General features: G+C 57.9%; 29 protein-coding genes, 1 other RNA gene and 1 riboswitch. Of the genes, 17 read left to right on the top strand and 13 right to left on the bottom strand.

Annotation, left to right across the window (positions count from 1 at the left end; translation table 11 throughout):
- Positions 1 to 3 precede the first annotated feature (3 nt).
- The 12 genes from UM93_RS07520 (at position 4) to ssrA (ending at position 9248) form a co-directional block, all read left to right on the top strand.
- Positions 4 to 252: a hypothetical protein gene (locus UM93_RS07520; RefSeq protein ID WP_045074747.1), complete on the top strand. Its 249-nt coding sequence runs from the start codon at positions 4 to 6 to the stop codon at positions 250 to 252.
- Entirely contained in the window at positions 252 to 647 is a 396-nt protein-coding gene (locus UM93_RS07515; RefSeq protein ID WP_045074746.1) for a TadE family protein, read from the top strand. Before UM93_RS07520 ends, UM93_RS07515 begins: the two co-directional genes overlap by 1 nt.
- Complete coding sequence (locus tag UM93_RS07510) at positions 628 to 1188, top strand: hypothetical protein (protein WP_162183376.1); 561 nt, start codon at positions 628 to 630, stop codon at positions 1186 to 1188. The genes UM93_RS07515 and UM93_RS07510 overlap by 20 nt, the downstream gene beginning before the upstream one ends.
- Complete coding sequence (locus UM93_RS07505) at positions 1169 to 1663, top strand: pilus assembly protein TadG-related protein (RefSeq protein ID WP_234399403.1); 495 nt, start codon at positions 1169 to 1171, stop codon at positions 1661 to 1663. Before UM93_RS07510 ends, UM93_RS07505 begins: the two co-directional genes overlap by 20 nt.
- Before the next feature lie 49 nt (positions 1664 to 1712).
- On the top strand, positions 1713 to 2828 hold the full coding sequence (gene prfB / locus UM93_RS07500; protein WP_045074744.1) for a peptide chain release factor 2: 1116 nt from the start codon (positions 1713 to 1715) through the stop codon (positions 2826 to 2828).
- Between the two features lie 182 nt (positions 2829 to 3010).
- The gene (gene ftsE / locus UM93_RS07495) at positions 3011 to 3769 is read left to right on the top strand and encodes a cell division ATP-binding protein FtsE (RefSeq protein ID WP_045074743.1); all 759 of its coding nucleotides are present in this window, start codon (positions 3011 to 3013) and stop codon (positions 3767 to 3769) included.
- The gene (gene ftsX, locus UM93_RS07490; RefSeq protein WP_045074741.1) at positions 3766 to 4680 is read left to right on the top strand and encodes a permease-like cell division protein FtsX; all 915 of its coding nucleotides are present in this window, start codon (positions 3766 to 3768) and stop codon (positions 4678 to 4680) included. Before ftsE ends, ftsX begins: the two co-directional genes overlap by 4 nt.
- A gap of 36 nt (positions 4681 to 4716) precedes the next feature.
- A complete protein-coding gene (locus tag UM93_RS07485; RefSeq protein WP_082057258.1) occupies positions 4717 to 6078 on the top strand; it encodes a peptidoglycan DD-metalloendopeptidase family protein in 1362 nt (453 codons plus the stop codon).
- A gap of 63 nt (positions 6079 to 6141) precedes the next feature.
- The gene (gene smpB, locus UM93_RS07480; protein WP_045074740.1) at positions 6142 to 6612 is read left to right on the top strand and encodes an SsrA-binding protein SmpB; all 471 of its coding nucleotides are present in this window, start codon (positions 6142 to 6144) and stop codon (positions 6610 to 6612) included.
- Positions 6613 to 7506 (top strand): cytochrome c oxidase assembly protein, encoded by an 894-nt coding sequence (locus UM93_RS07475; RefSeq protein ID WP_052663674.1) that lies wholly within the window; start codon positions 6613 to 6615, stop codon positions 7504 to 7506.
- Entirely contained in the window at positions 7503 to 8831 is a 1329-nt protein-coding gene (locus tag UM93_RS07470) for a glycoside hydrolase family 3 N-terminal domain-containing protein (protein ID WP_082057051.1), read from the top strand. The genes UM93_RS07475 and UM93_RS07470 overlap by 4 nt, the downstream gene beginning before the upstream one ends.
- Before the next feature lie 49 nt (positions 8832 to 8880).
- Positions 8881 to 9248, top strand: a transfer-messenger RNA (tmRNA) gene (gene ssrA / locus UM93_RS17445).
- Between the two features lie 68 nt (positions 9249 to 9316).
- Here the strand turns inward: ssrA and UM93_RS07465 are convergent.
- Complete coding sequence (locus tag UM93_RS07465; RefSeq protein WP_045074738.1) at positions 9317 to 9676, bottom strand: iron chaperone; 360 nt, start codon at positions 9674 to 9676, stop codon at positions 9317 to 9319.
- Positions 9677 to 9957: 281 nt separating this feature from the next.
- Between UM93_RS07465 and UM93_RS07460 the strand changes: the two genes are divergently transcribed.
- Positions 9958 to 10596: a hypothetical protein gene (locus UM93_RS07460; RefSeq protein WP_045074737.1), complete on the top strand. Its 639-nt coding sequence runs from the start codon at positions 9958 to 9960 to the stop codon at positions 10594 to 10596.
- Positions 10597 to 10707: 111 nt separating this feature from the next.
- Here the strand turns inward: UM93_RS07460 and UM93_RS07455 are convergent, their stop codons facing one another.
- A complete protein-coding gene (locus UM93_RS07455; protein ID WP_045074735.1) occupies positions 10708 to 12048 on the bottom strand; it encodes a lipase family protein in 1341 nt (446 codons plus the stop codon).
- Positions 12049 to 12204: 156 nt separating this feature from the next.
- Positions 12205 to 12972, bottom strand: coding sequence for a hypothetical protein (locus UM93_RS07450; RefSeq protein WP_045074734.1), 768 nt, complete (start codon positions 12970 to 12972; stop codon positions 12205 to 12207).
- Between the two features lie 149 nt (positions 12973 to 13121).
- On the opposite strand from UM93_RS07450, the gene UM93_RS07445 reads away from it, so the two are divergent.
- Together UM93_RS07445 and UM93_RS17440 are read left to right on the top strand one after the other, a co-directional pair.
- Positions 13122 to 14549, top strand: a complete 1428-nt coding sequence (locus UM93_RS07445; protein WP_045074732.1) for an MFS transporter — start codon at positions 13122 to 13124, stop codon at positions 14547 to 14549.
- 35 nt (positions 14550 to 14584) lie between these two features.
- Positions 14585 to 15064, top strand: coding sequence for a YrdB family protein (locus UM93_RS17440; RefSeq protein WP_082057050.1), 480 nt, complete (start codon positions 14585 to 14587; stop codon positions 15062 to 15064).
- On the opposite strand, the gene crcB is transcribed toward UM93_RS17440, so the two are convergent.
- The 10 genes from crcB to UM93_RS07390 form a co-directional block, all read right to left on the bottom strand.
- Positions 14951 to 15331 (bottom strand): fluoride efflux transporter CrcB, encoded by a 381-nt coding sequence (crcB, locus tag UM93_RS07435; RefSeq protein WP_045074729.1) that lies wholly within the window; start codon positions 15329 to 15331, stop codon positions 14951 to 14953. The genes UM93_RS17440 and crcB overlap by 114 nt on opposite strands.
- Complete coding sequence (locus tag UM93_RS07430) at positions 15328 to 15768, bottom strand: fluoride efflux transporter FluC (RefSeq protein ID WP_234399402.1); 441 nt, start codon at positions 15766 to 15768, stop codon at positions 15328 to 15330. The genes crcB and UM93_RS07430 overlap by 4 nt, the downstream gene beginning before the upstream one ends.
- Positions 15769 to 15778: 10 nt before the next feature.
- Positions 15779 to 16486, bottom strand: a complete 708-nt coding sequence (locus UM93_RS07425; RefSeq protein WP_045074728.1) for a metal-dependent transcriptional regulator — start codon at positions 16484 to 16486, stop codon at positions 15779 to 15781.
- Between the two features lie 44 nt (positions 16487 to 16530).
- Positions 16531 to 17799, bottom strand: a complete 1269-nt coding sequence (locus tag UM93_RS07420; RefSeq protein ID WP_045074726.1) for an Nramp family divalent metal transporter — start codon at positions 17797 to 17799, stop codon at positions 16531 to 16533.
- A gap of 91 nt (positions 17800 to 17890) precedes the next feature.
- Positions 17891 to 18655, bottom strand: coding sequence for a class I SAM-dependent methyltransferase (locus tag UM93_RS07415; RefSeq protein ID WP_052663673.1), 765 nt, complete (start codon positions 18653 to 18655; stop codon positions 17891 to 17893).
- 115 nt (positions 18656 to 18770) lie between these two features.
- Positions 18771 to 20177, bottom strand: coding sequence for an aminotransferase class V-fold PLP-dependent enzyme (locus tag UM93_RS07410; protein ID WP_045074722.1), 1407 nt, complete (start codon positions 20175 to 20177; stop codon positions 18771 to 18773).
- 39 nt (positions 20178 to 20216) lie between these two features.
- A riboswitch (SAM riboswitch) is annotated at positions 20217 to 20330 on the bottom strand.
- An 84-nt stretch (positions 20331 to 20414) separates the two neighbouring features.
- Positions 20415 to 21230, bottom strand: a complete 816-nt coding sequence (hisN, locus tag UM93_RS07405; protein ID WP_045074720.1) for a histidinol-phosphatase — start codon at positions 21228 to 21230, stop codon at positions 20415 to 20417.
- A 115-nt stretch (positions 21231 to 21345) separates the two neighbouring features.
- Positions 21346 to 22395, bottom strand: a complete 1050-nt coding sequence (rsgA, locus tag UM93_RS07400; protein WP_045074719.1) for a ribosome small subunit-dependent GTPase A — start codon at positions 22393 to 22395, stop codon at positions 21346 to 21348.
- Positions 22395 to 23696: a 3-phosphoshikimate 1-carboxyvinyltransferase gene (gene aroA, locus UM93_RS07395; RefSeq protein ID WP_045074717.1), complete on the bottom strand. Its 1302-nt coding sequence runs from the start codon at positions 23694 to 23696 to the stop codon at positions 22395 to 22397. Before aroA ends, rsgA begins: the two co-directional genes overlap by 1 nt.
- On the bottom strand, positions 23693 to 24229 hold the full coding sequence (locus UM93_RS07390) for a DoxX family protein (protein WP_045074715.1): 537 nt from the start codon (positions 24227 to 24229) through the stop codon (positions 23693 to 23695). The genes aroA and UM93_RS07390 overlap by 4 nt, the downstream gene beginning before the upstream one ends.
- Positions 24230 to 24443: 214 nt before the next feature.
- Here UM93_RS07390 and UM93_RS07385 point away from each other — a divergent pair, with 214 nt between their 5' ends.
- Complete coding sequence (locus tag UM93_RS07385) at positions 24444 to 25133, top strand: sigma-70 family RNA polymerase sigma factor (RefSeq protein ID WP_234399401.1); 690 nt, start codon at positions 24444 to 24446, stop codon at positions 25131 to 25133.
- A complete protein-coding gene (gene rsrA, locus UM93_RS07380; RefSeq protein WP_045074714.1) occupies positions 25130 to 25396 on the top strand; it encodes a mycothiol system anti-sigma-R factor in 267 nt (88 codons plus the stop codon). Before UM93_RS07385 ends, rsrA begins: the two co-directional genes overlap by 4 nt.
- Positions 25397 to 25429: the final 33 nt, after the last annotated feature.

The raw sequence follows: 25429 nt of genomic DNA, 5'->3' as shown, positions 1-25429 counted from the left end.
GTTATGTCGTCTATCCCTCTTAAACCGATTAATAAATCTGATCGTGCTCTGCCACTCTCTGCCCGGCTATTACTTTTTTGGCAGCTGCTCCTCCGTCGACTGCGTGCTGCGGATCATCCGGAGCGCGGCGATGTTCCGGGCTGGGTCATGGTCACGCTAATGTCGGCGCTGCTGGTTGCGGCGCTGTTGGCCATTGCTGGGCCTGCGCTGACCGGGATGTTCAACGACGCCATTCAGCAAGTGCACAAATAATGTCAGAGTCAGAGTCAGAGTCGCTGCGTCGGCAAGCTGGATCTGCGGTGGTGGATTTTGTCTTGGTCGGCGCGTTGCTCAGCTTGCTCTTCGTCTCGATTGCCCAGCTCGCCTTAGTGCTGCACGTCAGGAATACCTTGATCGATGCTGCAGTCTCCGGAGCACAATTCGGTGCGCTCGCCGACCGATCGCCTGAACAAGCCGCTGAACGTTCTAAGCAGCTGATCAATGCTGCCCTGAACTCCAGCTTTTCCACCGATGTGAGCTGCTCAGAGCAAGAACTGGGCGGCCTCAAAGTACTTCAAGTTTCGATCAGGGCACCGTTGCCGCTGATCGGTTTCCTAGGGGTACAGCAAGCCCTAGAGGTCAGCGGTCATGCGGTCCTGCAACCTTGAACAGAATGCTGTCCGCCGGACCGCGACCTGGCTGATAACGCCCATGGACCGTATCGCCGTCCGGTGTAGTCCGGAAGCTGAAGAGGCCAGGCAGGCTCAACCGGATGTCCAAGGCGAACCAGGCAAACCAGCCGAGCAAGGCAGCGCCGTGGTGGAGTTCGTCTTCTTGGTCGCGGTGTTGCTGATTCCGGTGATTTACCTGGTTGTGACGTTGGGGCAAATGCAAGGGGGTGCCTATGCGACGGTCGAATTGGCCGATCAGGCGGCAAAGATCCTGGCGACGTCCAAGCAGCCAGCCTTAGCTCAGCAGCAAGCGAACCAGGCAATCATCCTGGCCGCGGCAGATTATGGTTTCTCGGCGGAGCAATTCACCATGCAGGTTTCGTGTTCGCCGTCCGACTGTACGGCGCCGGGGACAGCCATCTCAGTGAAGATTTCACTGAAGGTGCCCTTGCCGCTCATACCGACTTTGCCCACCCTGCACACCACAGCAGCAACAATGCAGTCGGAAGCCACTCAAATTGTCAGTAGCTATCGATGACCAGACAGCTATCGATGACCGGGCGAAGCCAGTGTCGGCGTGGCGGGCGAATCAAGGGGAGGAGGGGCAGATTGCTGTCCTGGCTATTGGATACATGCTGCTTAGCCTAATGATTGTCGCCACCGTGACGGCAGCTTCGGCGCTCTATATTGAGAGCAAGAAGCTGCTGTCGGTTGCTGATGGAGCTGCTGCCGCCGCCGCGGACCAAATTTCCCTCAATAACTCTCAAAGTCACCCAGGGCTGCACCTCGATTCGAACGTCGTGATCAGCGCCGCTCAGCAATATCTCAAGGACTACGTGGCCTCGGGCGAATTTGACCAGCTCTCTATCTCAGCCGGCACCGGAAGCCCCGACGGGCAAAGCGCACGGGTCGTGCTGACCGCAGTGGCACATCCGCCGATCCTTAGTCTGTTGATCCCTGACGGTATTCCGATCAGCGCTGAGAGCACTTCACGGCCCCAATTACACCGTTAACCGGGCTTCTCATCTCGGCACGGCTCGCGATGCCATAAGCTTGTTGATCATGGCAGAAATCGACTTTCCGGTAGAAATCCGCACGCTCCGTGCCACCTACGAGTCAATCGAGCGGGTGGTTGATGCCGCGGCCTTGCGCAGGGACATTGAGGCGCTTTCGGCTGAAGCTGGTGTTCCAGACCTTTGGGACGATCCAGCCAAGGCCCAGAAAGTGACCTCTCAGCTATCTCATGCTCAATCAAAACTAGAGCGGTTGGAATCTTTGGCATCTCGAATCGACGACCTCGAGGTGCTGGTGGAGCTAGCTGAGGCCGAAGCGGATGCCGATTCCTTGGCAGAAGCGGGCAAGGAACTGCTGGCTTTGCAGAAGTCTCTCCAGGAGCTCGAAGTGACCACTTTGCTGGCGGGGGAGTATGACGAGCGCGAGGCCGTCGTCACTATTCGATCCGGTGCGGGCGGCGTGGACGCTGCCGATTTCGCTGAGATGCTGTTGCGGATGTATTTGCGCTGGGCGGAGCGACACGGCTACTCAACTCAGGTATTGGACACCTCCTATGCCGAAGAAGCTGGTTTGAAATCAGCGACTTTCGAAGTCAAGGCGCCTTACGCTTTCGGCACTCTCAGCGTGGAAGCCGGCACCCATCGTCTAGTCCGGATCAGTCCCTTCGACAACCAGGGGCGCCGTCAGACCTCCTTTGCTGCCGTCGAAGTCATCCCGCTGATTGAGCAGACCGACAGCATCGAGATCCCGGAAAACGATATTCGGGTCGATGTTTTCCGCTCCTCTGGCCCCGGTGGGCAGTCGGTGAATACCACCGACTCAGCGGTGCGACTGACTCACATTCCCACCGGCACAGTGGTGTCGATGCAGAATGAAAAGTCGCAATTGCAAAATCGGGCCGCGGCCTTGCGGGTGTTGCAATCAAGGCTGCTGCTGCTGAAGAAGCAGGAAGAGGATGCGGAGAAGAAGGCACTCGCTGGTGACGTGAAAGCTTCCTGGGGCGATCAGATGCGTTCCTATGTGCTCAATCCGTATCAGATGGTCAAGGACCTGCGCACCGAACACGAAGTCGGGAATACCGCTGGCGTGCTCGACGGGGATATCGACGACTTCATCGATGCGGGCATCCGCTGGCGGGCGAATCAGCGCAACGCCGCTGAGTGAGTAGCTCGGCTCGGAGGAGCTGGCCCGTCAAGCTGTTAGCCAGCTGTTGATTCGGAGAATTCGCCGACACACCGAGCCGAGTCCCCGCAATACCGGTCCACTGGTGCATATAGTCGAAAAGCCGGTGGACTCTTCCCCGATCCTGCCCAGCCGCCGGCTCTGAACTGGGTGAAAAAAGAGCCATGATTCGTTTCGACAGTGTCACCAAGGTCTATGACCGGAAAAGCCGTCCCGCGCTGGACAAGGTTTCCTTGGAGATTGACCGCAGTGAATTCGCCTTCCTGGTCGGTGCTTCCGGCTCCGGAAAGTCGACCTTTCTGCGGCTGGTCCTCAAAGAAGACAAGGCCTCCAGCGGCGCCGTCTATGTCGCTGGGCAGAACGTCGCTCATATTTCTTCTTGGCGGGTACCTAAGCTGCGACGCGGCATTGGCGTCGTCTTCCAAGACTTCCGATTGCTGCCGCAAAAGACTGTTTTCGCCAATGTCGCTTTCGCTATGCAGGTGATTGGCCGCAGCCGTAGCATCATTCGGGAAACCGTACCGGACGTACTGAAAACCGTGGGCCTACAGGGCAAAGAGAACCGGATGCCGCATGAACTTTCTGGTGGTGAGCAGCAGAGAGTAGCAATAGCCCGGGCCGTGGTGAATAAGCCCGGCATCTTGTTGGCTGATGAACCGACCGGAAACCTCGATCCAGAAACATCACTGGGGATTATGAAGGTGCTAGACAAAATCAACCAGAACGGCACCACGGTGGTGATGGCCACTCACGACGACGATATCGTCAATCAGTATCGTAAACGCGTGATCGAGTTGCGAAACGGCGTCATCGTCCGCGACGAGGCGAAGGCGCTATACACCTCAATGATCCCGCAGGTCGGCGACTCCGAAAAGCGTGATCAGCAACCGTCCGAGCGCGAGGAAGCCGAGGAGCAGAAGTGAGGCTCGGATTCATTCTCGGCGAGATCGGTTCAGGGCTGCGTCGTAATCTGGCGATGGTGATCTCGGTGGTCTTGGTGACCCTGGTTTCGTTGACCTTCGTCGGCGCCGCTTTCATGCTGCAGAAGCAAATCGACGTGATGAAGGATTACTGGTACGACAAGGTCCAAGTCTCAATTTTCCTTTGCAATAAAGATTCGGTCAGCCCTACTTGCGCCGCTGGTGCAGTGACTCCGGAGCAGCAAGCCAATATTAAAGCCCTGCTCGAATCGCCGGAGATCAAGCAGTACATCAAGAGCACCGCTTTTGAGTCTCAGGCCGAAGCTCTGGTGCACGTTCGTGAACAGTTCAAAGACTCACCGATCGGCGCCTCGGTCACCGAGGATCAACTGCAAGCCTCCTTCCGAATCGGCCTGATCAACCCGGAAAAATACTCGATTTTCCAGGAGCGGTTTTCCTCAGTGGCTGGTGTTGATCAGGTCATTGATCAACGGAAAATTTTTGAGGGCCTATTCGGCATTCTGAATACCTGCACAATCATTTCGGTGGTAGTGGCGGGGCTCATGGTGGTCGCTGCCTTCTTGCTTGTCTCCACCACAATCAGGCTCTCTGCATTCAGCCGACGGCGCGAGACCGCGATTATGCGTCTGGTCGGCGCCTCTAAAACCGTGGTGCAATTGCCCTTTATTTTGGAGGGCATCATCGCCGCACTAGTGGGCTCCGTTTTAGCTTCGGTGGCCTTGTGGGCAGTGACTAAGTTCCTCGTTGAAGGAGTGCTGGCCCCAAATAATCCGGGGATGGTCTTCATAAATGTGGGTCAAGTTTGGTGGGTCTGTCCAATTCTGATCGGAATCAGCATTATTGTTGCCGGATTCTCTTCTTGGATAACCCTCAGGAAGTACTTGAAGGTCTAAGATGGCTAAAGCAGTGAAAATCTGGAGAGGCTAATGATGAACATCATCAAGCGAGATGCTCTGGGGGAAAAACCGTTTCGGCGTGTGCTGAGTTTATGCGTTACTGCTGGCTTGGCTGCCGGCCTAGTCGTTCCGCTTTTCCTGGGCACTGCCCCGGCTTCCGCCGACAGCCTTGAGGATCAAGCAAATAGCCTGCAACAACAAGCCGCTGAGGTGCAGTCTTCGCTGGAGTTCGTCGATGCTGGAATCGCCAAATCGGCCGCCAACCTCACCTTGTACACCGGCATGTTGCCAGCCGCTCAGCAAGCAGTATCAACCGCTCAGAGTCGCGTCGCTGCCGCGACCTCGCAAGTTGAGGCTTTGTCTGCCCGGGTAGATCTCGCTGAACAAAATAAAGACAACATCATCGCGCAGATTGCGGCAGATCAAAAGAAAGCTGCCGAATCTAAAAAGGTAATCGGTCAAATTGCTGCGCAATCGTATAAAACGGGTGGATTGCCCGCTGGTCTGACCTTCTTACTCGGCTCCGATATGAAGAATCTAGCGGAGAGCCTGAGCGCTGCCGATCAGGCAACCCGCAGCCAAACCGCCACCTTGAATAAGCTGGCTCAGCAAAACGCCACTAATATCAACGCCAAAGCACGTTTGGCCGCTGTTGAGGTCGAAATTAAGGACCTCAAGGCAAAAGCGGACGACGCGTTGGCCGCCGAGAAGTCAGCTCAGCAAGAGGCTGCCGCGCAGAAGGCCAAGCTGGATAAACTTTTGGCGGACACCACCGCGTTGAGTAAAGAGCTGAACGCAAAGAAACCTCAGATCCAGGCCAAACTAGCCGCGGTGAAGACCCAGCAAGACAATGTTGCAGCGCAGATCGCTGAGCGGGCCCGCAAAGCTCGTGAAGCTGCCGAAGCCGCTGCCAAAGCTGCTGCCGCGGCTGCCGGAAACAATAACTACCAGCCACCGCCACCCGGAAACCCCTCGGCTTTTGGCTTGGTATCTCCGTTCGCTGGTTTCCCGATCACCTCGGGCTGGGGCTGGCGTCTAGTGCCGCCAGGCACCATTGACTTCAACGGCACCGGCTCATACTTGCACACCGGTATTGATTATGGAGTGCCGTGTGGCACTCCGGTCCGGGCACCTGCCTCGGGCACCATCGCAGTGGCTGGTTGGCTCAATAATGGTGGTGGCTTCACGGTGCACATCGACCACGGCGTGGTGCAAGGAAATGCCTTGACCACCGTTTACTACCACAACTCATCGGTGGCGGTTTCAGCTGGTCAACAGGTCAACCGCGGTGACATCATCGCCTACAGCGGCGGTACCGGAAACTCCACTGGCTGCCACGCGCACTTTGAGACCTGGGTGAACGGTCAGCCGGTCGACCCTTCGGGTTTGCTCTAAATTTGCCCGTTTGGCCCGGGGAGTACACTAGTTAACTTGCCCACTAAATGAAGGAGTTCTGCTGTGCCAAAGGAAAGTGGCCGGAAGGTAGTGGCCACCAATCGCAAGGCGCGGCACGACTACCTCATTTCAGATACCTACGAAGCTGGCCTGGCCCTGATGGGCACCGAGGTCAAGTCCTTGCGCGAGGGCAAAGCTAATCTAACAGATGGTTTTGCCACCTTTTACGGTGACGAGTTGTGGCTGGAAGCCGTCTACATCCCTGAATATCTCAACGGCTCCTGGACCAATCACTCGGCTCGCCGTCGTCGTAAGTTACTGCTGCATCGTGCCGAGTTGATTAAGATTTCGCATAAGACCCGCGAGGCGGGCTTTACCATTGTGCCCCTGCAACTCTACTTCCTTGACGGCAAGGTCAAGGTCGAGATCGCACTGGCTAAAGGTAAGCGTGAATACGATAAGCGGCAGGCGCTGCGTGAGGCTCAGGATTCTCGTGAAGCTCAGCGGGCCATGCGAGAGAAGAACCACGGCTAAATGCCTTCTTTCGCGGAGTTCCTGAGCGTCTGGACCTTCGATCCTTGGGCGTTGCTGACCGCGCTATTCCTCGGCGGTAGCTACCTTTGGGCGGTGCGCTCGGTGGCGGAGCGGTGGCCGCTGCGCAGAACGGCAATGTTTTTTCTGCTGGGTTTGGCTAGCTATCTCTGGGTGAGCTGCGGCTTCTTGGGGAGCTATGCTGAGGAACTCCGGTGGGCCTTTTCGATCAAGCTCGCCCTGTTGCTCTTTGTTGTCCCGTTGCTGCTGGCGTTAGGGAAGCCGTTGACGCTGGCGCGATTAGCTTTTCCCAGGGGCCGGACTCGAACCGTACTGGCGAGGTTGACTCGTCGTCCGCTGGCGTTCTTCGGTAATGCCGTGGTGGCGCCAATATTGGGCCTCCTGCTGTTTTCAATGATGCTCACCCCGTTGGCCGGAACACTGCGACTGAACGCCCCGCTGGATCAAGGTCTGACCGTGCTGTTGCCGCTGGTCGGTCTATTGATGGTGCTGCCGGTAGCCGAGGCTGGCGGTAAAGCGCTCAACGGTTTGATCGTGCTGCAGCTGCTCTTCGCTTTTATCGAATTACTGCTCGACGCCGTGCCCGGAGTTTTCTTGCGGCTATCTAATACTGTCCTGGATGGTGCCGCGCCGTTCTCTGGAGCGCAGCCACCCTGGTTCCCCAACCCGCTGCGAGACCAGCAATTAGCCGGGGACTGGCTTTGGTTCATCGCCGAGGCGGCCGATCTGCCGTTGCTCATTCTGATGTTCATGCGATTTGCCACCATGGATAAGCGGGAGCGGGCGGCCGTGGACGAACTGAGCGATGAAGAGATGGAAGCCCTCAGCGAGGCACATTTACAACGGTTTTACGGCAACGACGGGAGATCATCATGACGAGGGCGTGGGGTAAAAAGGGCTGGATAGTTGTTTCGGCGGTGATCGTTGCTTTGCTGCTGGTACTGGCGATCGTGTTTGGGCTCAATGCCTCCGGACTGCTTGGCCAACCGGCAGCGGCGCAAAGTTCGACGACGGGGCAAAGCAGCAGCCCGGTCAGCTCGACAACTTCAGCCTCGCCCAGTGTCTCAAACAGCCCCAGTGCTTCCAGCAGCACCAGCGCCTCCAACGGCCCGGGCGCTTCCAACAGCCCAACGCCGGACCCGAGCAGCCCTGCACCGAGCCCGGCGCAACAAGTCCTTGCCAAGCTGAGCCTCGAGCAGAAAGTCGGCCAAGTACTGATGGTCTCCTCTCCGGTGACCGGTGCCGATGCCAATACCCTGGCAGCGCTCAATAGCATGCACGTCGGAAACGTCTTTTTGAAGGGCCGCAGCTATGACGGGGCTCCGGCGGTCGCTGCGCTGGTCAATCAGCTCAAGGCCACGGTGAACGCAAAAAGTACCGGGGGAGTGAAGCAGTTCGTCGCCACTGACCAAGAAGGCGGCCTGGTGCAGATCATGAACGGACCGGGCTTCTCTGCGATGCCCTCGGCAATCGACCAAACCGGGGTGAGCCCGGCCCAGCTGAAGACCGAGGCAACCAGCTGGGGTCAGCAGCTCGCTGCCGCCGGGGTGAACGTCAACTTCGCCCCGGTGCTAGATACTGTGCCTTCGGCAGCTTTTGCGCCGCAGAACGCGCCGATCGGTCATTTCGGACGACAGTACGGCTACACTCCGCAAGCGGTCTCCAGTTACGGGGTATCAGCGGCGCTGGGCTTTGCCGCCAGCGGAGTCGCGCCGACCGTGAAGCACTTCCCGGGCTTAGGCCGGGTCACGGAGAACACCGACGTCGCCAGCGGGGTAACCGATCCAACCACGAGCCGGAACGACCCCTACCTGCTGCCTTTCAAGGACGCAGTGAATTCAGGAGTGCGCTGGGTGATGGTCTCTAATGCGCTCTACCCGCGTATTGATGCCACGAACATTGCGCCGTTCTCGCCGGTGGTGATTAATCAGATGTTGCGTGGCGACCTGGGCTTCAACGGCATCGTGGTCTCTGATGATATCTGCGATGCCGTGCAGCTTTCGCCGTACGCAGTGGCCAACCGCGGGGTCAACTTCCTGGCGGCCGGCGGCACCATGGCACTGTGCACCAACCAGGCGCTGTTGCCGGCCATGTACCAGGGTCTAGTGCAACGCTCTAAGGCTGATCCGGCGTTCGCGAAACTGGTTGATGCTGCTGCTCTGAAAGTACTGGAAATAAAAGCAGAGTCCGGATTGCTGTAGAGAGTGGCTGCCATTTGGGGTAGAGTGGATTACCTTGATAAGTACATATGGGGATGACAGGTTTCGACGATGTTAGTCGCGACAGGTGAAGCGGGCCGAGGATACAGGGTTATCTCGTAAACGCTCTCTGTAAACCAATAAGTGCCAATTCTAAGCGCACTGACTTCGCTCTCGCTGCCTAAAGCAGCCTGACGGTCCGTCAAACCGGGAATGCTCTCTACCCGGATCTTGGCGTCATCTAGAGAGCCACTGCTTTGTGTTGTTGTCGTTGCAATGCAAGGGACTTTTAGACGACTGGGCTTGGCAGCAACTCGTTTGCAAGATTGCTGGAGCCAAGTAGACCGAACGCAAACTGCGCCCGGAGAAGCCCTGACAACACGACATCGGACGGGGGTTCAATTCCCCCCATCTCCACTGAAATAGCCCCGGAATCTCCGTGATTCCGGGGCTATTGTTTTGTGCCCGGAACGACTAAGGTTGTTGGCTCAGCTATTACCCGAGGGCAGCTGTTGTAGCCGCCAGTCAATGATCTGACGGATGAGTTCAATCGGTAGCGGGGCGTTATGGGGGAATTGGATAGCGTGCTCGGTGGTGCCATATCCATCAAGGTCGCTGTCGAAATGCGCTATCACTTCTGCGGTGGGGTAGAAGCTGATATGACGCTTCGCAGCAGTGAAGAAGAAAAGAGGCTCGGTATCGAGTTTAAAGGTCGGCATCCGCCAGCTGATTGATTCGACCGCTGTATGGGGCGCGGCTGAGCGGATCAGTTCGTATACGGTGAGTAGTCGCTGCTGCACCTCTCCGTCGTACTGATCGATATACTCGGCAATCGAGTTCACCGTCATCGTGCTCTCCTTCGTATCAGCAGCAGCTGGTTAACCAATCCAGCTACCTGACGCCTCATCTCCAAACATTTTACCTAAGCCTGCTGCGCTGCTACCGGATCAGCAAAGCTCACTAAACCGTTTGTAACGGTTTTATACACACAAGTAATTTTTGGGATTTTCAAAGCTAATATTCAACTGAAGTGCGTTTGCGGCAGATGGGCTCGGTGAATCGCTAAAGGACTACGGGCGTCCGAAGTCGGTATCGATAGCAAACCAGGAACCGACAAGAGGAGTTTTCAATGTCCGAACAGCCGCCAATTTATCAACAACCCCAGCAGCCCTACCAGCTGCAACCCATGCCTCAGCAATCTCAGAGCAACGGCTTCGGCATTGCCGCTCTGGTGGTGGGCATTGTGGCGCTAGTAATCTCTTTTATTCCATTCCTCGGCTGGGGCGCCTTTGTCCTCGGCCCGATTGCCATCATTCTGGGTATCCTCGGTGTTGTGTTGAAGAAAGGTAGCAAGAAAGGCACCTCGATCACTGGCATTATTCTGGGTGCCATTGCCGTCGTGATCGCCATTATTGTTGCGGCAATTACTGCCCTAGCCATCACCGGTATTAGCAACGCTATCAATTCAGCGTCGGCTGAAATTTCGCAAAAGTCTGAGGGCACTTCAGAGGTGGAGTATATTGTCACAACCAAGGGCGGCTCGGCAACGGTTTCCTATGGTAGTTCTGGCGGAACCTCGCAGAAGACTGTCACCAGCGACTGGAAGGAAACAGCTAAACTCACCGGTTTCGATGTGGCCACCCTAAGCGTAATTGGTGATGTTACTGCGACCGGGCAGACGGTCAGCTGTGAGATCAAGATTGACGGCAAGTCGGTTTCGAAGCAGAGCGGCAACACGAGCGTCAGCTGTGTAGCAAGCCGCCGCTGAACCGGAGGGCTCGGCTGTAGCGGCAGGCATTGAAGGTCAGGATAAAGTAGAGGTGTGCTCCCAATAATGGGGAGCACACCTCTACTTGGCGAACTAGCCTCGAGAAGACTTCTAGGAAACTACTTGCTCCGGAGCCAGTGAGTTTCCGGGCGCAATTGATCCGCAATTATTCGGCGCGCTAGCACCCGCAAAGCGCTGGTCGATCCAGCCTAGGGCTTTGATGAACCACGGCACCGTGCCGATGGAATGCGAGAGCAGGTAATACTGGTCATACTGCACAGTAGTTCCGCTGGCACAGAACTGGCGGGCGAGCGAGCGTACATCGCCGGCGATCATCACGCCGTCACCGACACCGAAGCCTGCGGTGCCTTCCAGCACCCCGTTGCTACCCTGCGCAATGAACATCGGGATAGTCGGAGAAGGTGCTTGGCCCCTATTTACTCGGTTCACAGCTTCGACGAAGATCGGAATGCTATTCGGATTGCTATATTCCGGTTTGGCGATCTTCTCCCAGGTCAGACCGGGGTATTGGGCCAAGGCATTGATAATCGAAGCATACTTTAGCTTGGCGAAGACCTGCAGCCCGTAGCTGTTGAGATAAGGGCTGAAGTCAAGATTGAGAGCCCGGGCGACGCCAATAATTGCCATCGGTGCAACGCCTGCCCAAACTAGGCTGCCGGAAACGTACTTCAGATTGTGCGCTGGCGCAACCAATAAGCCGCCCTCAGCCGCGCCAACCAGATTCTTATTGATATCCGGTGCGTAGCTCGGTGCCAATTGGGAGGCCCAGCCGGTTGCAATGGCCCCGCCGGAATAGCCGAGCAACGCAAGCTTAGTATTTGCGTTCAACCCGGTAGCGCTGGACTTCAGGGCCGCGCGAGCCGAATCCAAAGTGTAAGTGCCGTAAGCCGGTCCGGCCGCAAAGACAGCATCCTGGCCTTCGGTGTCCGGAACGATCACGGTGTAACCCTGGAGCAGAGACGGAGTGATCACCGCCGTTTCCGCGCTTGCGATCAATCCACCTAAGCTCAGGCCGCCAGCGATTGAGCGGGAGGGGCTATCCTCGGGGTTCAGCGAATCATAAGCGGATTGGTAAGAAATGGCCTTTCCTTTGCCCCGGCCGGTATTCAGCAGTGGCGGCTTAATCACAGAGGTGACATTCGCCGAAGGATTTCCATTGATATCGGTGGAGCGGTAGAGCAATTGGATCGCGGTCAGTGGCAGTGGAATGCCGATCGCGTGGTAACTGATGGTGCGGCTCTTGAGAATCGCACCGGGGGAGTAGGAAGCCAGTGGGGTGCTGCCGTCGTAGCGATAGAACGAGTCTTTCGCGGTGACTTCAGCGGTGGGGACTGGCGTGGCGGCGGTCGCACTGGGGCTCGCAATGACTAATAGCCCTGCGGCTATCCCCAGCGCGGCCACCGCTGATATGGGACGAAAGTTGAACTTCATTGGTCATACTCCGTGATCATCTGCTCTGTGATCTGATTCACAGTGCCTGTCTCAGCGATGTTACTTGTGAGTAGCCTGTGTGACAATGAACGCAGGCCGGATGTTTGCTGTGAATCTTAGGCGAACCGCAGATTGTTCCCGATCACGGGGCCGTGCTTAGACTCCGGCTTTAGCGAAGGCGTCGTTAACCAGGGCAGCGAGGTCCTGGGCAGCAGCGTCATCGACTTTTTCGGCGATCTTGACCGCTGCGACGGCGAGATTTCCCTTGACGCCGGAAACGCTGAGCACGTCCATGGTTTTGCCGCCGGGCAAGCTCTCCTTCACCAGCTTGGCCACGCTCACTTCACCATTGGTTTTCACCGGAAGAGTCTTCACCGTGGCGTCGATTTTCTGCCCCGCGATGCTGATGCTGAAGCTCTCGCAACTCTCTACAGCTTGCTGGCCATCGGTGACTGACTTGACCAATACATTAGCGTCCTTGAAAGAAACCAGGCTGAGCACTGTGCCATCCTTTGGCGACGTGCCGCCGGCGAAGTTGCTGCCCGGTACGATTTGGCTATTCTGATCCATTAATTGCTGGCAAGCCTGGGGCGTCACCTGGGTCTTGGCTAGCTGTTCTTTGGCAAGCTGAATTCCCTGATTGAGCTGCTCTTGAGGGGCAGCGGTGAAGGGGGTGCCGCTGGAGTCTTTCAGCATCGGGATGATGGCGCCCAGCTGCTGGGTGGTAAAGATCTTCGCCGGATTCGAAGACGCTGAAGCGCTGCTTGGCGAGGACGCTTGATCGCTGCTGGTGGCTGCGGTGGAACTCGAAGACTTTGCGTTCGAATCACTATCCGTGTTTTGGCCGCTTCCGCTGGGGGCGGTGCAGGCTGCCAGGCCGAAGATCAGCAAAAATGCCGGAACGGCAAGAACTTTCTTTTTCATCAGAATCCTTAAGGTGAGTGGTGATGCTTTAGAACAGTCTATGGTGAAATCGTGAAGCGGCGATGAACGGCACCGCGGGAAGGAATTTTCATCTCGACCAGTAAACGGCAATAGCAGTCCAGTCGTCGAAGACGGAGTAACTTTGACTCATGTCCGCCAACACCGTGCCGCTGACCGGTTATCAGCGCAGAGTTCTCTTCGTCGCGATTCTGGCCTCATTCGTTTCTATTCTGGACGGCAGCGTAGTTAACCTAGCGCTACCCGCGATCAGCAGGGATCTCGGCGGCGGACTGAGCTCACAGCAATGGATTGTTGACGCTTATATGCTCACGCTCGGCTCATTGATTCTGGTGGCCGGCAGCCTTTCTGATCTATTTGGCCGGGTTCGCATTCTGATCTGGGGCCTGATCGGATTCGGCATCACTTCAGTGCTGTGCGGCATCGCCAGCAGCGATATGATGCTGATCCTGGCCCGAGGCCTGCAGGGAGTAGCCGGTGCGCTGCTGGTGCCTAGTTCATTGGCGCTCATTATCGCCACTTTCTCAGGCACTGCGCAGAGTAAAGCGATTGGCCAATGGACGGCCTGGACCGGGGCTTCGACGCTTGTCGCCCCCTTAGTCGGCGGGCTCGCCGTGGACTTCCTCTCCTGGCAATTCGTCTTTTTCATTAACTTGCTGCCTATCGCAGTTTGCCTGCCAATGCTGTTCCGGCTGCGCGATTCGGATGCGGCCAGAGATCCAGCGGCCATGGTCGATGTGTTGGGAGCTGCGCTAGCCGTGGTGGGCCTCGGCGGAGTCGTGTACGCGATGATTGAACAGGCCAGTTTCGGTTGGCGCAGTCCGGTGGTCCTGATCCCGTTGATCGTTGGATTGCTCGCACTGGTGGGGTTCCTCTGGCATGAACGCCGCACCGCCCAGCCAATGATGCCGCTGAGCCTATTCTCACTGCGGAACTTCTGGGTAGGAAATATCTCCACTTTTTTCATCTACGGGGCGCTTTCGCTGGGTTTCTTCGCCCTTGGCCTATACCTGCAACAAGTCGCGGGACTGAGTGCGACGATCGCCGGTATCGCGATGTTGCCTTCCACCGTGCTGATGCTGCTGCTCTCGTCCTGGTTTGGTTCATTGTCCGGGCGTTTTGGGCCCAGACTCTTTATGGCGCTCGGCCCGATCATTGCGGGTGCCGGATTCTTCTGGTTACTCAGTCTCACCGAAGCCTTCAACTATTGGTGGCAGGTGCTGCCGGGAATATTGATTTTCGGGCTAGGGTTGGCGATCACGGTGGCTCCGCTGACTTCCGGCATCCTCGGCTCGGTCAGTGCTGAGCGAGCCGGTATTGGTTCTGCGGTCAATAATGCGATAGCCAGAATTGCAGGGCTAGTTACGGTGGCCTTGGCCGGTGTGGTGATGGGCGGTGTGCTGGATACCGAAAGCACGCGGTTGGTGTCCCTGGTGACGGCAATTCTGCTAGTCATTGGTGGCGTGATTTCAGCCTTCGGCATTCAAAACCCCCGGCCCGCAACGGTCCTCTCAGATTCGCGAGATCCAGGTTCGGACAGCTCCCCAACGGTGGCATGAAACACAGTGGACTCAGGGATTGCTAGGATCTTGATATGCAGTTGCCTGTGGAATCGACATCGACTACCCGGACCTTGACGGCGGTTAACAGCGTTATCGCCTTCCTGCTCGAGGTGGCCATGCTCGTCGCTATTTTCTTTTGGGGATTCCGCAGCTTGGCCGCCCCCTGGGGCGTATTGATCGGTATTGTCGCGGCTGCCGTGATCGTGGTGTTCTGGTCATATCTGATGGCTCCCAAGGCCAAGTACCGCTTGTCTTGGCCAACTCAGCCGATTGTGGCGCTGCTCTTGTTCTTGCTTGCCGGGCTCGGATTATTGCTGGTCAAGCTTCCAATTCCTGGGATTATTATGATCGTCCTGGCGCTACTCAATACCGCTTTGAGTTTCTATTTGCGTCATCGATCAGCTGGCCAGCCAAAAACCCAGCCAGGCGAGGCCGAGGCCGAGCACAAGATTAACGGCGACATTGAGGGCGGAGACGAGTCGTCGCCCCTCCCGCCAGAGCACAACGGTTGACACCGCAAAGGAGCTGAAGGTGGTCAGGCCACCTGCCAAACCGGTGGCCAGGGCGGTATGCCAGGTGGGGGAGATTTCAGCGTGAATTGCGAGCCCGCCGACGTAGCCGATCAATAGGCTGCCGACTGCATTGACCAGCAGCGTGGCCAGCGGAAGATGGCCGGGCTTTCCGGAGGCAAAACGCCCGCCCTGGGCGAAGAGCGTATCCAAGCTGAAGCGCAGCAGCGCCCCGATCATCCCGGCCAATCCGACAATGAGGGCCGTCATGGTTTCTCAGCAGCTTGATGACCGTGGCCAGCGAGTCCAGTTGGCAGTCGAGAGCCGAGAAAAAGACCGGCCCAGGCCGCTGCGCACCCCAACAGCATGGTCAAGATTAAATACCAGACCCAGAGCGCCGAACTACCGGCCCGAGCGAACTGGTCAACGGCGTAGACGACTGCCGAGAACGTGGTGAAAGAGCCAAGTAAGCCTGGGCCGAGCCCGGCTCGAATCCACCAGCGCACCGAACGTTTAGACCAATACCCGCTCAAAGTTCCCAGCAGGAAGGATCCGAGCACATTGATGGACAGGGTGGTGAACGGCAAAGCGGTTGAACTCTCCGGGAAAATCAGGCCAAGACCATAACGTGCCTCGGTGCCGAGAATCCCGGCAATGCCAACGGCCAGCCACGCCGACAGCGGCGGCCAGGAACTCATCGATTTCATCGACGCCGTTTCATTGACTCTGCAGGGTGCAACCTTGGTGCACAGCGGTGTCCTGCACCCAGAGGGCGCTGCCAATCTCATCGCTGAGATCGAGTTCCCGGGATTCGGCGGCGCGGCCCAACCGCACCATCAGGGAGCCGCCAAACGGCTTCCGCCCCAGTACCTCAATTGGTGCGTCAAGCTCAATGTTTTCTTCGTCCAAATATCGAAGTAACAGCGGATTATGATCGCTGATCCGAGTGATCTCGCCCTGGTGACCGGTATCCAATTCGATCAGCCGACGAGCTGTCGGCAGAGTGATCTGCCCGTCCGGGCTGGGAATTGGGTCGCCGTGTGGATCCCTGCTGGGATGGCCGAGTTTCTCCGACAGTCGTTCAATGAAAACATCGGAAACGGCGTGTTCTAGGAGCTCAGCCTCGTCATGTACCTGATCCCAGCGATAGCCGAGTTCCTGAGCTAGATAGGTCTCCAGCAGGCGATGCCGGCGAACCATCGAAAGGGCTAGGGTGAGACCTTGCTTGGTCAACTCAATGCTGCTGTAGGGCTGATGAGTGACCAGGCCCAGCTCCTTGAGCTTACGGACCATTTCAGAGACCGAAGAATTTGCCACTCCCAGCCTGATGGCCAACTGGGAAGAATTGATCGGCTTGTCCTGCCACTCGGTGTAGGCATAGATGACTTTGACGTAGTCTTCGACGCTAGAGGAGGTTGGCTTCACATCTCTCACAATACCGTCCAGCTGCGCCGGATGCTTAGGCGAGTTCAGCTTGCGCCGGTTACGGTGAGGTAAATCAAGGCCAGGTTAAGGCTAATGATGAGAGCTGCGCTGACCATCGCGGCGAGCCTCAGCGGCAAGCCGTCGCGATGAGAGCCCATAATCTGGCGATTCGAAGTGAGCCGCAATAGCGGGATCAGAGCGAAGGGAATGCCGAAGCTCAGCGCCATCTGGCTGACGACCAAGGCCCAGGTTGGATCCACGCCAAGCAATAACAGAATCAAGGCCGGAATCAGGCTGATCACTCGGCGTAATAAAAGTGGCACTTTGAAAGTCAGAAGACCGGACATTACGGTGGCTCCGGCATAGCAACCTACTGAGGTGGAGGCGAGGCCGGAGGCCAGCAGGCCAATTCCAAAGATGATCGCTACCACCGGGCCGAGCGAGGCCGAAATTGCCTGGTGGGCGCCCTCAATGGTGTCGGTGCCAGCCACCCCGGGTAGCGTTGAAGCGGCTAATAAGAGCATGCCAATATTGACGCTGCCGGCCAGCACTAGAGCCACCACGACATCGAGTCGGGTCGCTTTGATCAGTCTGCGCAATGCGCTCTGCTCGGGTTGCACCTGAGGGTCAGCGCGGTGTCGATCCCGGGCTAGAGCTGAGTGCAGGTAGATAGCATGTGGCATCACGGTGGCTCCCAGCATGCTGGCGGCCAGTAGCACCGATTCGGCGCCATCAAAGCGCGGGATCAAGCCCGCTGCGGCTTCGGCCGGGTTCGCTGGGTTGATCACCAGGCCGAATAAGAAACCAACGGTGATGATTAGTAGCAGGCAGATGATCACCGATTCAAAAGGTCGTTGGCCGAAACGACTCTGCACCGCCAGCATCGCCATCGAGATCACCCCAACGATCAAGCCACCTAGCGGTAGGGGCAGTTGGAAGAGCAAGTTGAGTGCGATCGCACCGCCGATTACCTCGGCTAAGTCGGTGGCCATTGCAACAAGTTCGGCTTGTAACCAGAAGGCTCTTCGCGCGGTGGGACGAAGTCGTTGGCCGAGTAACTCAGGCAGGGATTTTCCGGTGACTAAACCTAGCTTGGCGGACTGATACTGGATCATCATCGCCATCACATTGGCGACAACCAGGACCCAGACCAGCAGATAGCCGAATTTCGCCCCGCTAGTCAGGTTGGCCGCCACATTTCCCGGGTCGACATAGGCAATCGCGGCGACGAAGGCCGGTCCGAGCAAAACCAAAAGCCGAGCGTCACCGATTTTCCTCTGCGGGGATGCGATTTGCGGCGGCGCACTAGTCATGTCGGCTCTCCTGATAAAAAAGTTTCGGTATGCCTAATAATAGAAACTTCTACTGGATCCCGCAATCAGTCTTTTGGCTTCGGTGTGTCGCCTAGGCCAGTTTGTCGGCCCGCCAGGCCAGGGTTAGGTAGGGCAGTTCGATGAGTTGCCCGCGCCGGTAGTTCAAATGCTCGAAGAGATACCAATCCAGGTTATTGAGCACCCGAGACCTGCTCTGCTCCGAGGCGCGCAGGTAATAGCTGCGGGACTTTACCAATTCAATCAAGTCTTCAGTCGTCAATTCCTGCGCCCAGTGTGAAAGGTGCGCTGTGGCTGGGCCGAACTGCGGACCAATTGCTGGTCTGGCCTCGGGCCGATGCACGTCCCCAGCATGCATGATTCGGGAGAGTCGGTGTACCCAGGGAATCCGAACGTCTAGCTGATTCCAGAGCAAACCTAGCCTGCCGCCCGGACGGAGTACCCGAGCAATTTCAGCGCTCGCCGCGCTGGCATCGAACCAATGCCAGGCTTGAGCTACAAAAACCGCGTCGGTGCTGCTACTCGGCAAGGGAAACTGCTCGGCGGTGCCAACTACAGTACGAACCATCGACAAGCGGTTGCTGAGTTGCTGCAACATATCCGCTGAGGGGTCAACAGCTGTCACGCTGAGTCCATGAGCCACTAATCGTTCGGTGAACTTTCCAGTGCCGGCGCCCAGATCGATTACCTCCATTGCATGCTCAGGGATCAGCCAGGAGGCGCTGTGTACGGGGTAACTTGGTCGCACCCGATCGTAGAGCTCGCCGCCGCTCAGGAAGGCGGCGGCGAGCTCTACGCGTCGTTCCGGTGCGATTTTAGGGCCTTTGACCGGCTTCAACGGTGATACCTCAAGAGCATTAGTCCAGAATATCCTGGCGAGCTATCAGCACTGCTGAGGGCGGCAGAAACTACTCTGTCACCAATTACTCTGTCACTAGCTACTCAGTCACTAACTACTCAGTCACCACGCAGGGAGCCGCGCCAGCGGTGCCCGGAGTATTTGGCGCCCAGCTGGGGAAAGCCCTGAAGTCGTTAGCTGGCACCCAGCGGCCACTTTCCACTAGGTAGTCCCCGGACGGGCCGTGCTCAACTAATTTGCGCACGCCGTCAATCAGCCGCTGAGCGTCCTCACCTTGTGAGCCTAGGCCGAAACTGGCGCGTAGCGATCCGGTGGGCAGGCCAAGGCGTCGTAGCAAGGGATGAGCGCAAAAACGTCCATCACGGACCCCGATCGCGAACTCGGCGGAAAGGTAAGCAGCGACAAAGCCTGAGTCATAGCCGGAGACCGAAAAGTTGACCACGCCGATACTGCCGCTATTTGGATAGCTATCCGAATCCTTGAAAAGCCGGTGAATGCTGACGCCGGGGATTTGTTCCAGGCCTCGGACAAGACTCTCGCGGAGATCCTGTTCATGACGCTGCCAAGCTGCTTGATTGAGCCCGGAGAGCACCTCCGCGGCTTTGGCGAGAGTAGCCGCGCCCAGCACATTGGGGCTGCCACCTTCGTGCCGAGCCGGTCCCTCAGCCCAACTCACCGTATCCAGTCTTACCTCTTTGACCGCACCGCCGCCGAAAAGCAGCGGAACACCAGTATCTAACCAGTCGGCGCGTCCAACCAGTACTCCCGAGCCGAACGGGGCATACAATTTATGCCCAGAAAAGGCCAGATAATCCACCTCCCAGCCGCTCACGTCAATCGCGCGGTGCGGTGCTAGCTGTGCGGCGTCCACCACAATCCGGGCGCCATGTCGATGCGCCAGTGAGGTGAGTTCCGCGATCGGCAGCACTTCGCCGGTGACATTCGAAGCGCCAGTGATGGCTAGCAGTGAAACCCCGCCCAAGCTGAATTCTTGTTCCAGGGTCTGAATCGTCTCCGCGATGCTTTCTCCGGCCAGCACGCTGCGATGCGGGACATGTTGCCAGGGCAACAAATTCGCGTGGTGCTCAATATCGAGATAGAGCACCTCGCCTTGGGCGGGCAGGCAGCGCGCCAAAAGATTGAGGGCATCCGTGGTGTTCCGAGTGAAAATCACTGTGTCATCGGGCCGGGCATTGACGAAATCCCGCACGATATGGCGGGAATTCTCATAGACCGAGGTGCTGATTTGAGAACTGTAACCGGCGCCGCGGTGCACGCTGGCGTAGTACGGCAGAATCTCATTGAGATACTCAGCAACTGAAGCTAGGGCCGGGGCCGAGGCTGCATAATCGAGGTTGACGTAGCGGGCTTCACCGCCTTGCACCAAGGGGGCGAGTAAACCGGCGCCCACCACCGGTTGTAGGGCTTGGATTGTAGCGACCGACTGATGGTCTTCAAGGGTTGCTAATTGCTGAAACGTGACGGTACTGACAGCACTCATTTAATCCTCCACTGAGAGGCCCTCGATGCCAAGATCGGGGGTCCGCGCTTGCCGGTATCTTTTGATATCGACCAGGTCGTCACCCGGGGCACCCCACCGCGAAAGGAGGGTTGCCGGCCAGCAAACCGGGGTTTAGCGCTGGCACTCGTGACCTATGAGTAGCTTAAACGGATCAATCGCCCGGGGAATAATCTGTTACGTCACAATCGCCCCAGGTTAGTTAGCCAGCTAACCAGGTTAGCTCAGTAGATCGTCTAGCTCGGGATTGAGTAGCCGGAGCGTCTCGGAGTGCAAAATACCATTGGTGGCCAGTGCGTTGCCGCCGAATGGTCCGTCCGCGCCCTCCAGCGAAGTGAAGCGTCCGCCAGCTTCGGTGACAATGGGGACCAAGGCAGCCATATCGTAGAGATTGAGCGAAGGTTCGCAGGCGATGTCGACGGCACCCTCAGCGACCAGACAATAGGACCAGAAATCACCATATGCCCTGCTTCGCCAGGTGGTCTCAAGCAACTCCAGGAACTGTTCCTGATTACCGCGCTCCCGCCAACCGTTGAGCGAAGAATAGGAAACAGAGGCGTCGGAGAGCTTAGAAACATTGGAGACCCTGATCCGGGAGGCTGCGGCAAGCGATTTTCCGGTGAAGGCTCCGGTCCCTTTCGCGGCCCACCAGCGCTTTCCCAGCGCCGGTGCGCTCACCACGCCCAGCACGGGTACGCCTTCGTCCACCAGCGAGATCAAGGTGGCCCAGACCGGGACCCCTCGAATGAAATTCTTCGTTCCATCAATCGGGTCGATAATCCAGCGCCGTGAACCATGACCACTGCTACCGAATTCTTCGCCTAACACGGCGTCCCGCGGTCGGACTCTGGAAAGCTGGCTTCGGATGGCGTCCTCGGCGTCCTTATCAGCGTCGGTCACCGGGGTTAAATCGGGTTTCGTTTCAATGGTCAGATCGAGCGCTTTGAACCGGCTCATGGTCTGTGCATCCACTGAATCGGCTAGCACATGGGCCAGACGAAGGTCGTCGTTATAGCCCTGAAGGTGCAATGTCATGTCCTCACGCTATCCCGAGATGCTACAGATTTCGGGGAGGCGGAGAGGGAAAGCCCCGGATCGGTGAGGTTTTAGCGGTCTGAGCTCACTGAAAGTAATGGAGCGGCACTGAAAGTCATTGCACGGCACGGATCGCACTGAGCAGGCGGCGGTAGGAGATTAGCCGCGCGGGTCCGCCCTGGCCGGCTTGACCGCCGGCCACCCAGGCGTCCAAGCCGCATTCCGGGGCGGCTTCATCGTGCCGGCAACCGCGCGGGCAGTCCGCTATGCCAGGCTCAAGATCTTCGAAAGCGTGCAGGATGCGGTTGGCATCCACATGGGCCAGGCCGAATGATCGAATTCCCGGGGTGTCGATGATCCAGCTCCCGGGCGCTGCCGCTTCCAGGCGCAAAGCGAGTGCTGAGGATGAGGTATGTCTGCCCCGTCCGGTGACCGTGTTAACCCCTCCGGTGGCGCGTTGTGAGCCGGTGAGGGCATTCACCATGGTGGACTTCCCGACGCCGGAATGCCCGACCAGCACCGAAACCTTACCGTCCAACTCGGCGTGCAACTGCTGTACCGCGTCGCTAACCAATCTTGCCGAGCCACTTGCAGCCTGCTCCGCAGTAGTGCGGCTGAGTAAAATTTTCAGATCCAGCTGTTGGTAGTGCTCCAGCAGTGCGGTTGGCTCCTTGACGTCGGTTTTGGTGATCAGCAGCAGGGGCTCGATTCCCGCGTCATAAGCTGCCACCAGGGCCCGATCGATAAAGCCGGTGCGAGGCTCCGGGCTAGCGGCGGCAACCACGATGACCAGCTGGTCGGCATTGGCGACGAGCACCCGCTCCACCGGGTCTGAGTCATCAGCGGAACGACGCAGCACGGTGCGGCGCTGCTCAATCCGAACCAGCCGCGCCAGCGTGTCGGGCTCGCCTGAGACATCGCCGACCAAGGCAACAAAGTCGCCGACCACGACGGGGGAGCGACGGAGCTCCCTGGCACGGGCGGCGACTAGCGTCCGTTCTTGGTCGGTGGCTTCATCGACTATGGCGGTATAACGGCCGCGGTCAACGGTGATGATCCGGCCGATCAGTGCATCCTGATGAGCGGGGCGATCCTTGGTACGAGGCCGACTGCCCTTTTTGTTCGGTCTGATCCGAACATCGGATTCATCCCACTCACGTGGCATTAGTTCGCTCGCTCAAGGGCCTGCGGAGCGAGCATATGCTGCCACAATTGGGGAAATTCCGGCATAGTTTTGGCTGTTGTGCCGATGTCGTCAATCTCGACGCCGGGCACGGCTAAGCCGATAATCGCCCCAGCAGTTGCCATTCGATGATCTTCATAACTGCGAAACAGGCCACCGTGCAGCGGCCGTGGCCTAATAATCAAGCCGTCAGCTATTTCCTCAACATCGCCACCAAGACCGTTGATCTCGGCCACCAGAGCCGCGAGCCTATCGGTCTCATGACCGCGTAAGTGTGCGATCCCGGTCAATCTACTGGGGGAATCAGCGAGTGCGCAGAGGGCGGCCACGGTCGGCGCAAGTTCGGAGGTGTCGGCTAGTTCAACGCCCCTGATTTGGGCGCCGCCGGTAACAACCAAAGTGTCGCCGTCGAGAGTCACCTCGGCACCGAAGGCCGGCAAAATATTGCGCCATTCGTCGCCAACCTGGCTGGTGCCGACCGGCCAGTGCGGTATCCGGACGGTGCCTCGGGTGACCAAAGCAGCGGCCAAAAAGGGTCCGGCATTGGAAAGGTCTTGCTCGACCAGGCGATCGAAGCCTGGAATGCTGCCGGGGGAGACCCGCCAGTGATGAGGCACCGAATCGTCCACCTCAATACCGGATTCGCGCAATAACCGCACGCTCATGGCGATGTGATCGAGGCTCGGCACCGGCTTGCCGATGTGCTCGATGTGCAGACCATCGACGAACCGCGGCGCAGCTAATAGCAGTGCCGAGACAAATTGGGAGGAGCCGGAAGCGTCGAGAGCTACATAGCCGCCTCGCACGCTGCCACTGGCATCGAGCGAAAAGGGCAGACTGTCCGCTTCGTCGAGCTTGACGCCGAGCGCTCGCAAGGCGCTAAGGACCGGCCCCATTGGCCGTTTCCGGGCCTGTGGGTCACCATCGAACCGTACCGAGCCCTGCACCAAAGCAGCGACCGGGGGCACGAATCGCATCACGGTGCCGGCCAGGCCGCAGTCGATCGTGGTGTCTTGGGCTAGTCGATGGCCGTCCGGAATGGGGGTAACGGACAGATCTGATCCGTAGCTGCCAGAACCCGCAACTTCCCGAATTTCCGCACCCAGGGCGCGGAGTGCACCGATCATCAGTGCGGAGTCTCTGGAGTGGAGCGGCTTTCGTAAGCGCGAGGGCGAGTCGGCAAGCGCCGCTAAGATCAAATAGCGATTGGTGAGCGACTTGGAGCCGGGGACTGTGAGCTCAGCGTCAAGCGGTGCAGCTGCCGTCGGTGCCGCCCAGGTCACTGAACGTGCACCGCGTCAGCAATCTCCGAAGCGGTCTTCTTGACCGACTTGCTAGCCGCTTTTAGCTGCTTCTTGCTGGCTTTTTTAGTGGCCTGCACAGCCGAATCGGTGAGGTGCTCTGCACGCCAGGCCAGCCCGGGCTTGCCCGCGGTGTCCACCGAGGCCAGCAGCACGCCACCCAAGAGGGAGACATTCTTGAGTAGCTGAGCGCGCTGCCAGCGACGTCCTTCGGCCGTGCTGGTATCAGCCGCGCTGAATTCTGCCGCCGTGTTCAGGGTCGAGGTAATAGTGAGCAAGAAACCTGCGAAACGGGGCAGCTTGCCGGCCGCCAACAGAATGCCGGCACCGAGCTGGACGCCGCCGAAGGCTTTAGCCAGCAGCTTCTCGTCAGCATTGGGGAGAGCGTTCGCGACCGGACGGAGCACCGCGCCAAGGCTGTGAGCTGTTTCATCCGCATGCCTAATCCGTTCCACCCCGGCGACAATAAAGGTTGATGCGAGTAACGGGCGGGCGATGGTGCGGATGAACGACATAGCTAACTCCTCGGATGGTTGATTCCTAAGCTTGCTTCTAGTCTGGCACTTTTACGGAATAATTTCGCTTTTCGGCCGGTTTTGCCATTGAAGTACTACGACGGGATAGGACGGTAAACACTCAATGACGGCATTGCTGCTGGAGCCTGCTCGAGAGACAGAGAAGTCCGCCAATAGCGCTGTTGACCTTCGCCTCAGACTAGACTTGGGGGCAATGAATAGCGTAGATAGCACTGAGTCGGTTGACCAGACACCCGCCCCCGCGGAGGAAACGGTCGACCTGGCTGCGGAGTCAATTGAAGAACGGCGCGCTCGGTTTGAACGCGACGCCATGCAGTATGTCGATCAGCTGTATTCCGCCGCGATGCGGATGGCGCGAAATCCCGCCGATGCGGAGGACCTGGTCCAGGAGGCCTACACCAAGGCATTTTCGGCCTTCCACCAGTACCGTCCGGGCACTAACCTCAAGGCCTGGCTCTACCGCATCCTGACTAACACGTACATCAATCTTTACCGGAAGCGGCAGCGTGAACCCTTGCCCTCCGGCTCGGATCAGGTTGAAGACTGGCAGCTTGCTCGCGCCGAATCGCATACCTCATCGGGTCTACGCAGTGCTGAGTCGGAAGCCTTGGATCACCTGCCGGATTCGGACGTCAAGAACGCCCTGCAATCGATCCCAGAAGAATTCCGGCTGGCCGTCTACTTCGCAGATGTTGAGGGCTATGCCTATAAAGAAATTTCAGACATTATGAACACCCCAATTGGCACTGTGATGTCCCGACTCCACCGCGGGCGCAAGATGCTGCGTGATTTGCTGTCTGAATATGCTGCGGAACGGGGATTCCGTGCTGCCGATAACGGTGGCGAGTCATTGCTTAAAGAAGATATGAGGAGCACGAAATGAGCGACTGCCAGAGCCTGGGCGATTGCGACGACACGAGGGTTCAAAAGATCTATGAATATTTAGATCGCTCTCTCTCAGCCGACGATCTGGCCGAGATCAAGCAGCATTTGGACACCTGCCCGGAATGTGCCGGCGAGTATGACCTGGAGTGTGTTATTCGCTCTGCGGTGAAGCGTAGCTGCACCGAGCTGGCCCCGGAGAACCTGAAGGCTTCCATTCTGGAACGTATCCACGCCATGAAAGCTGCAGACGTTTCAAGCTAAGCAGTTTGCGATGCGGAACTAAAAGACCCCCTT

Origin of the sequence: Psychromicrobium lacuslunae (assembly GCF_000950575.1) — a bacterium.
Classification (GTDB): domain Bacteria; phylum Actinomycetota; class Actinomycetes; order Actinomycetales; family Micrococcaceae; genus Renibacterium; species Renibacterium lacuslunae.
The sequence above is the reverse complement of the archived record's forward strand: the minus strand, read 5'-3'. Positions and strand labels throughout refer to the sequence as shown.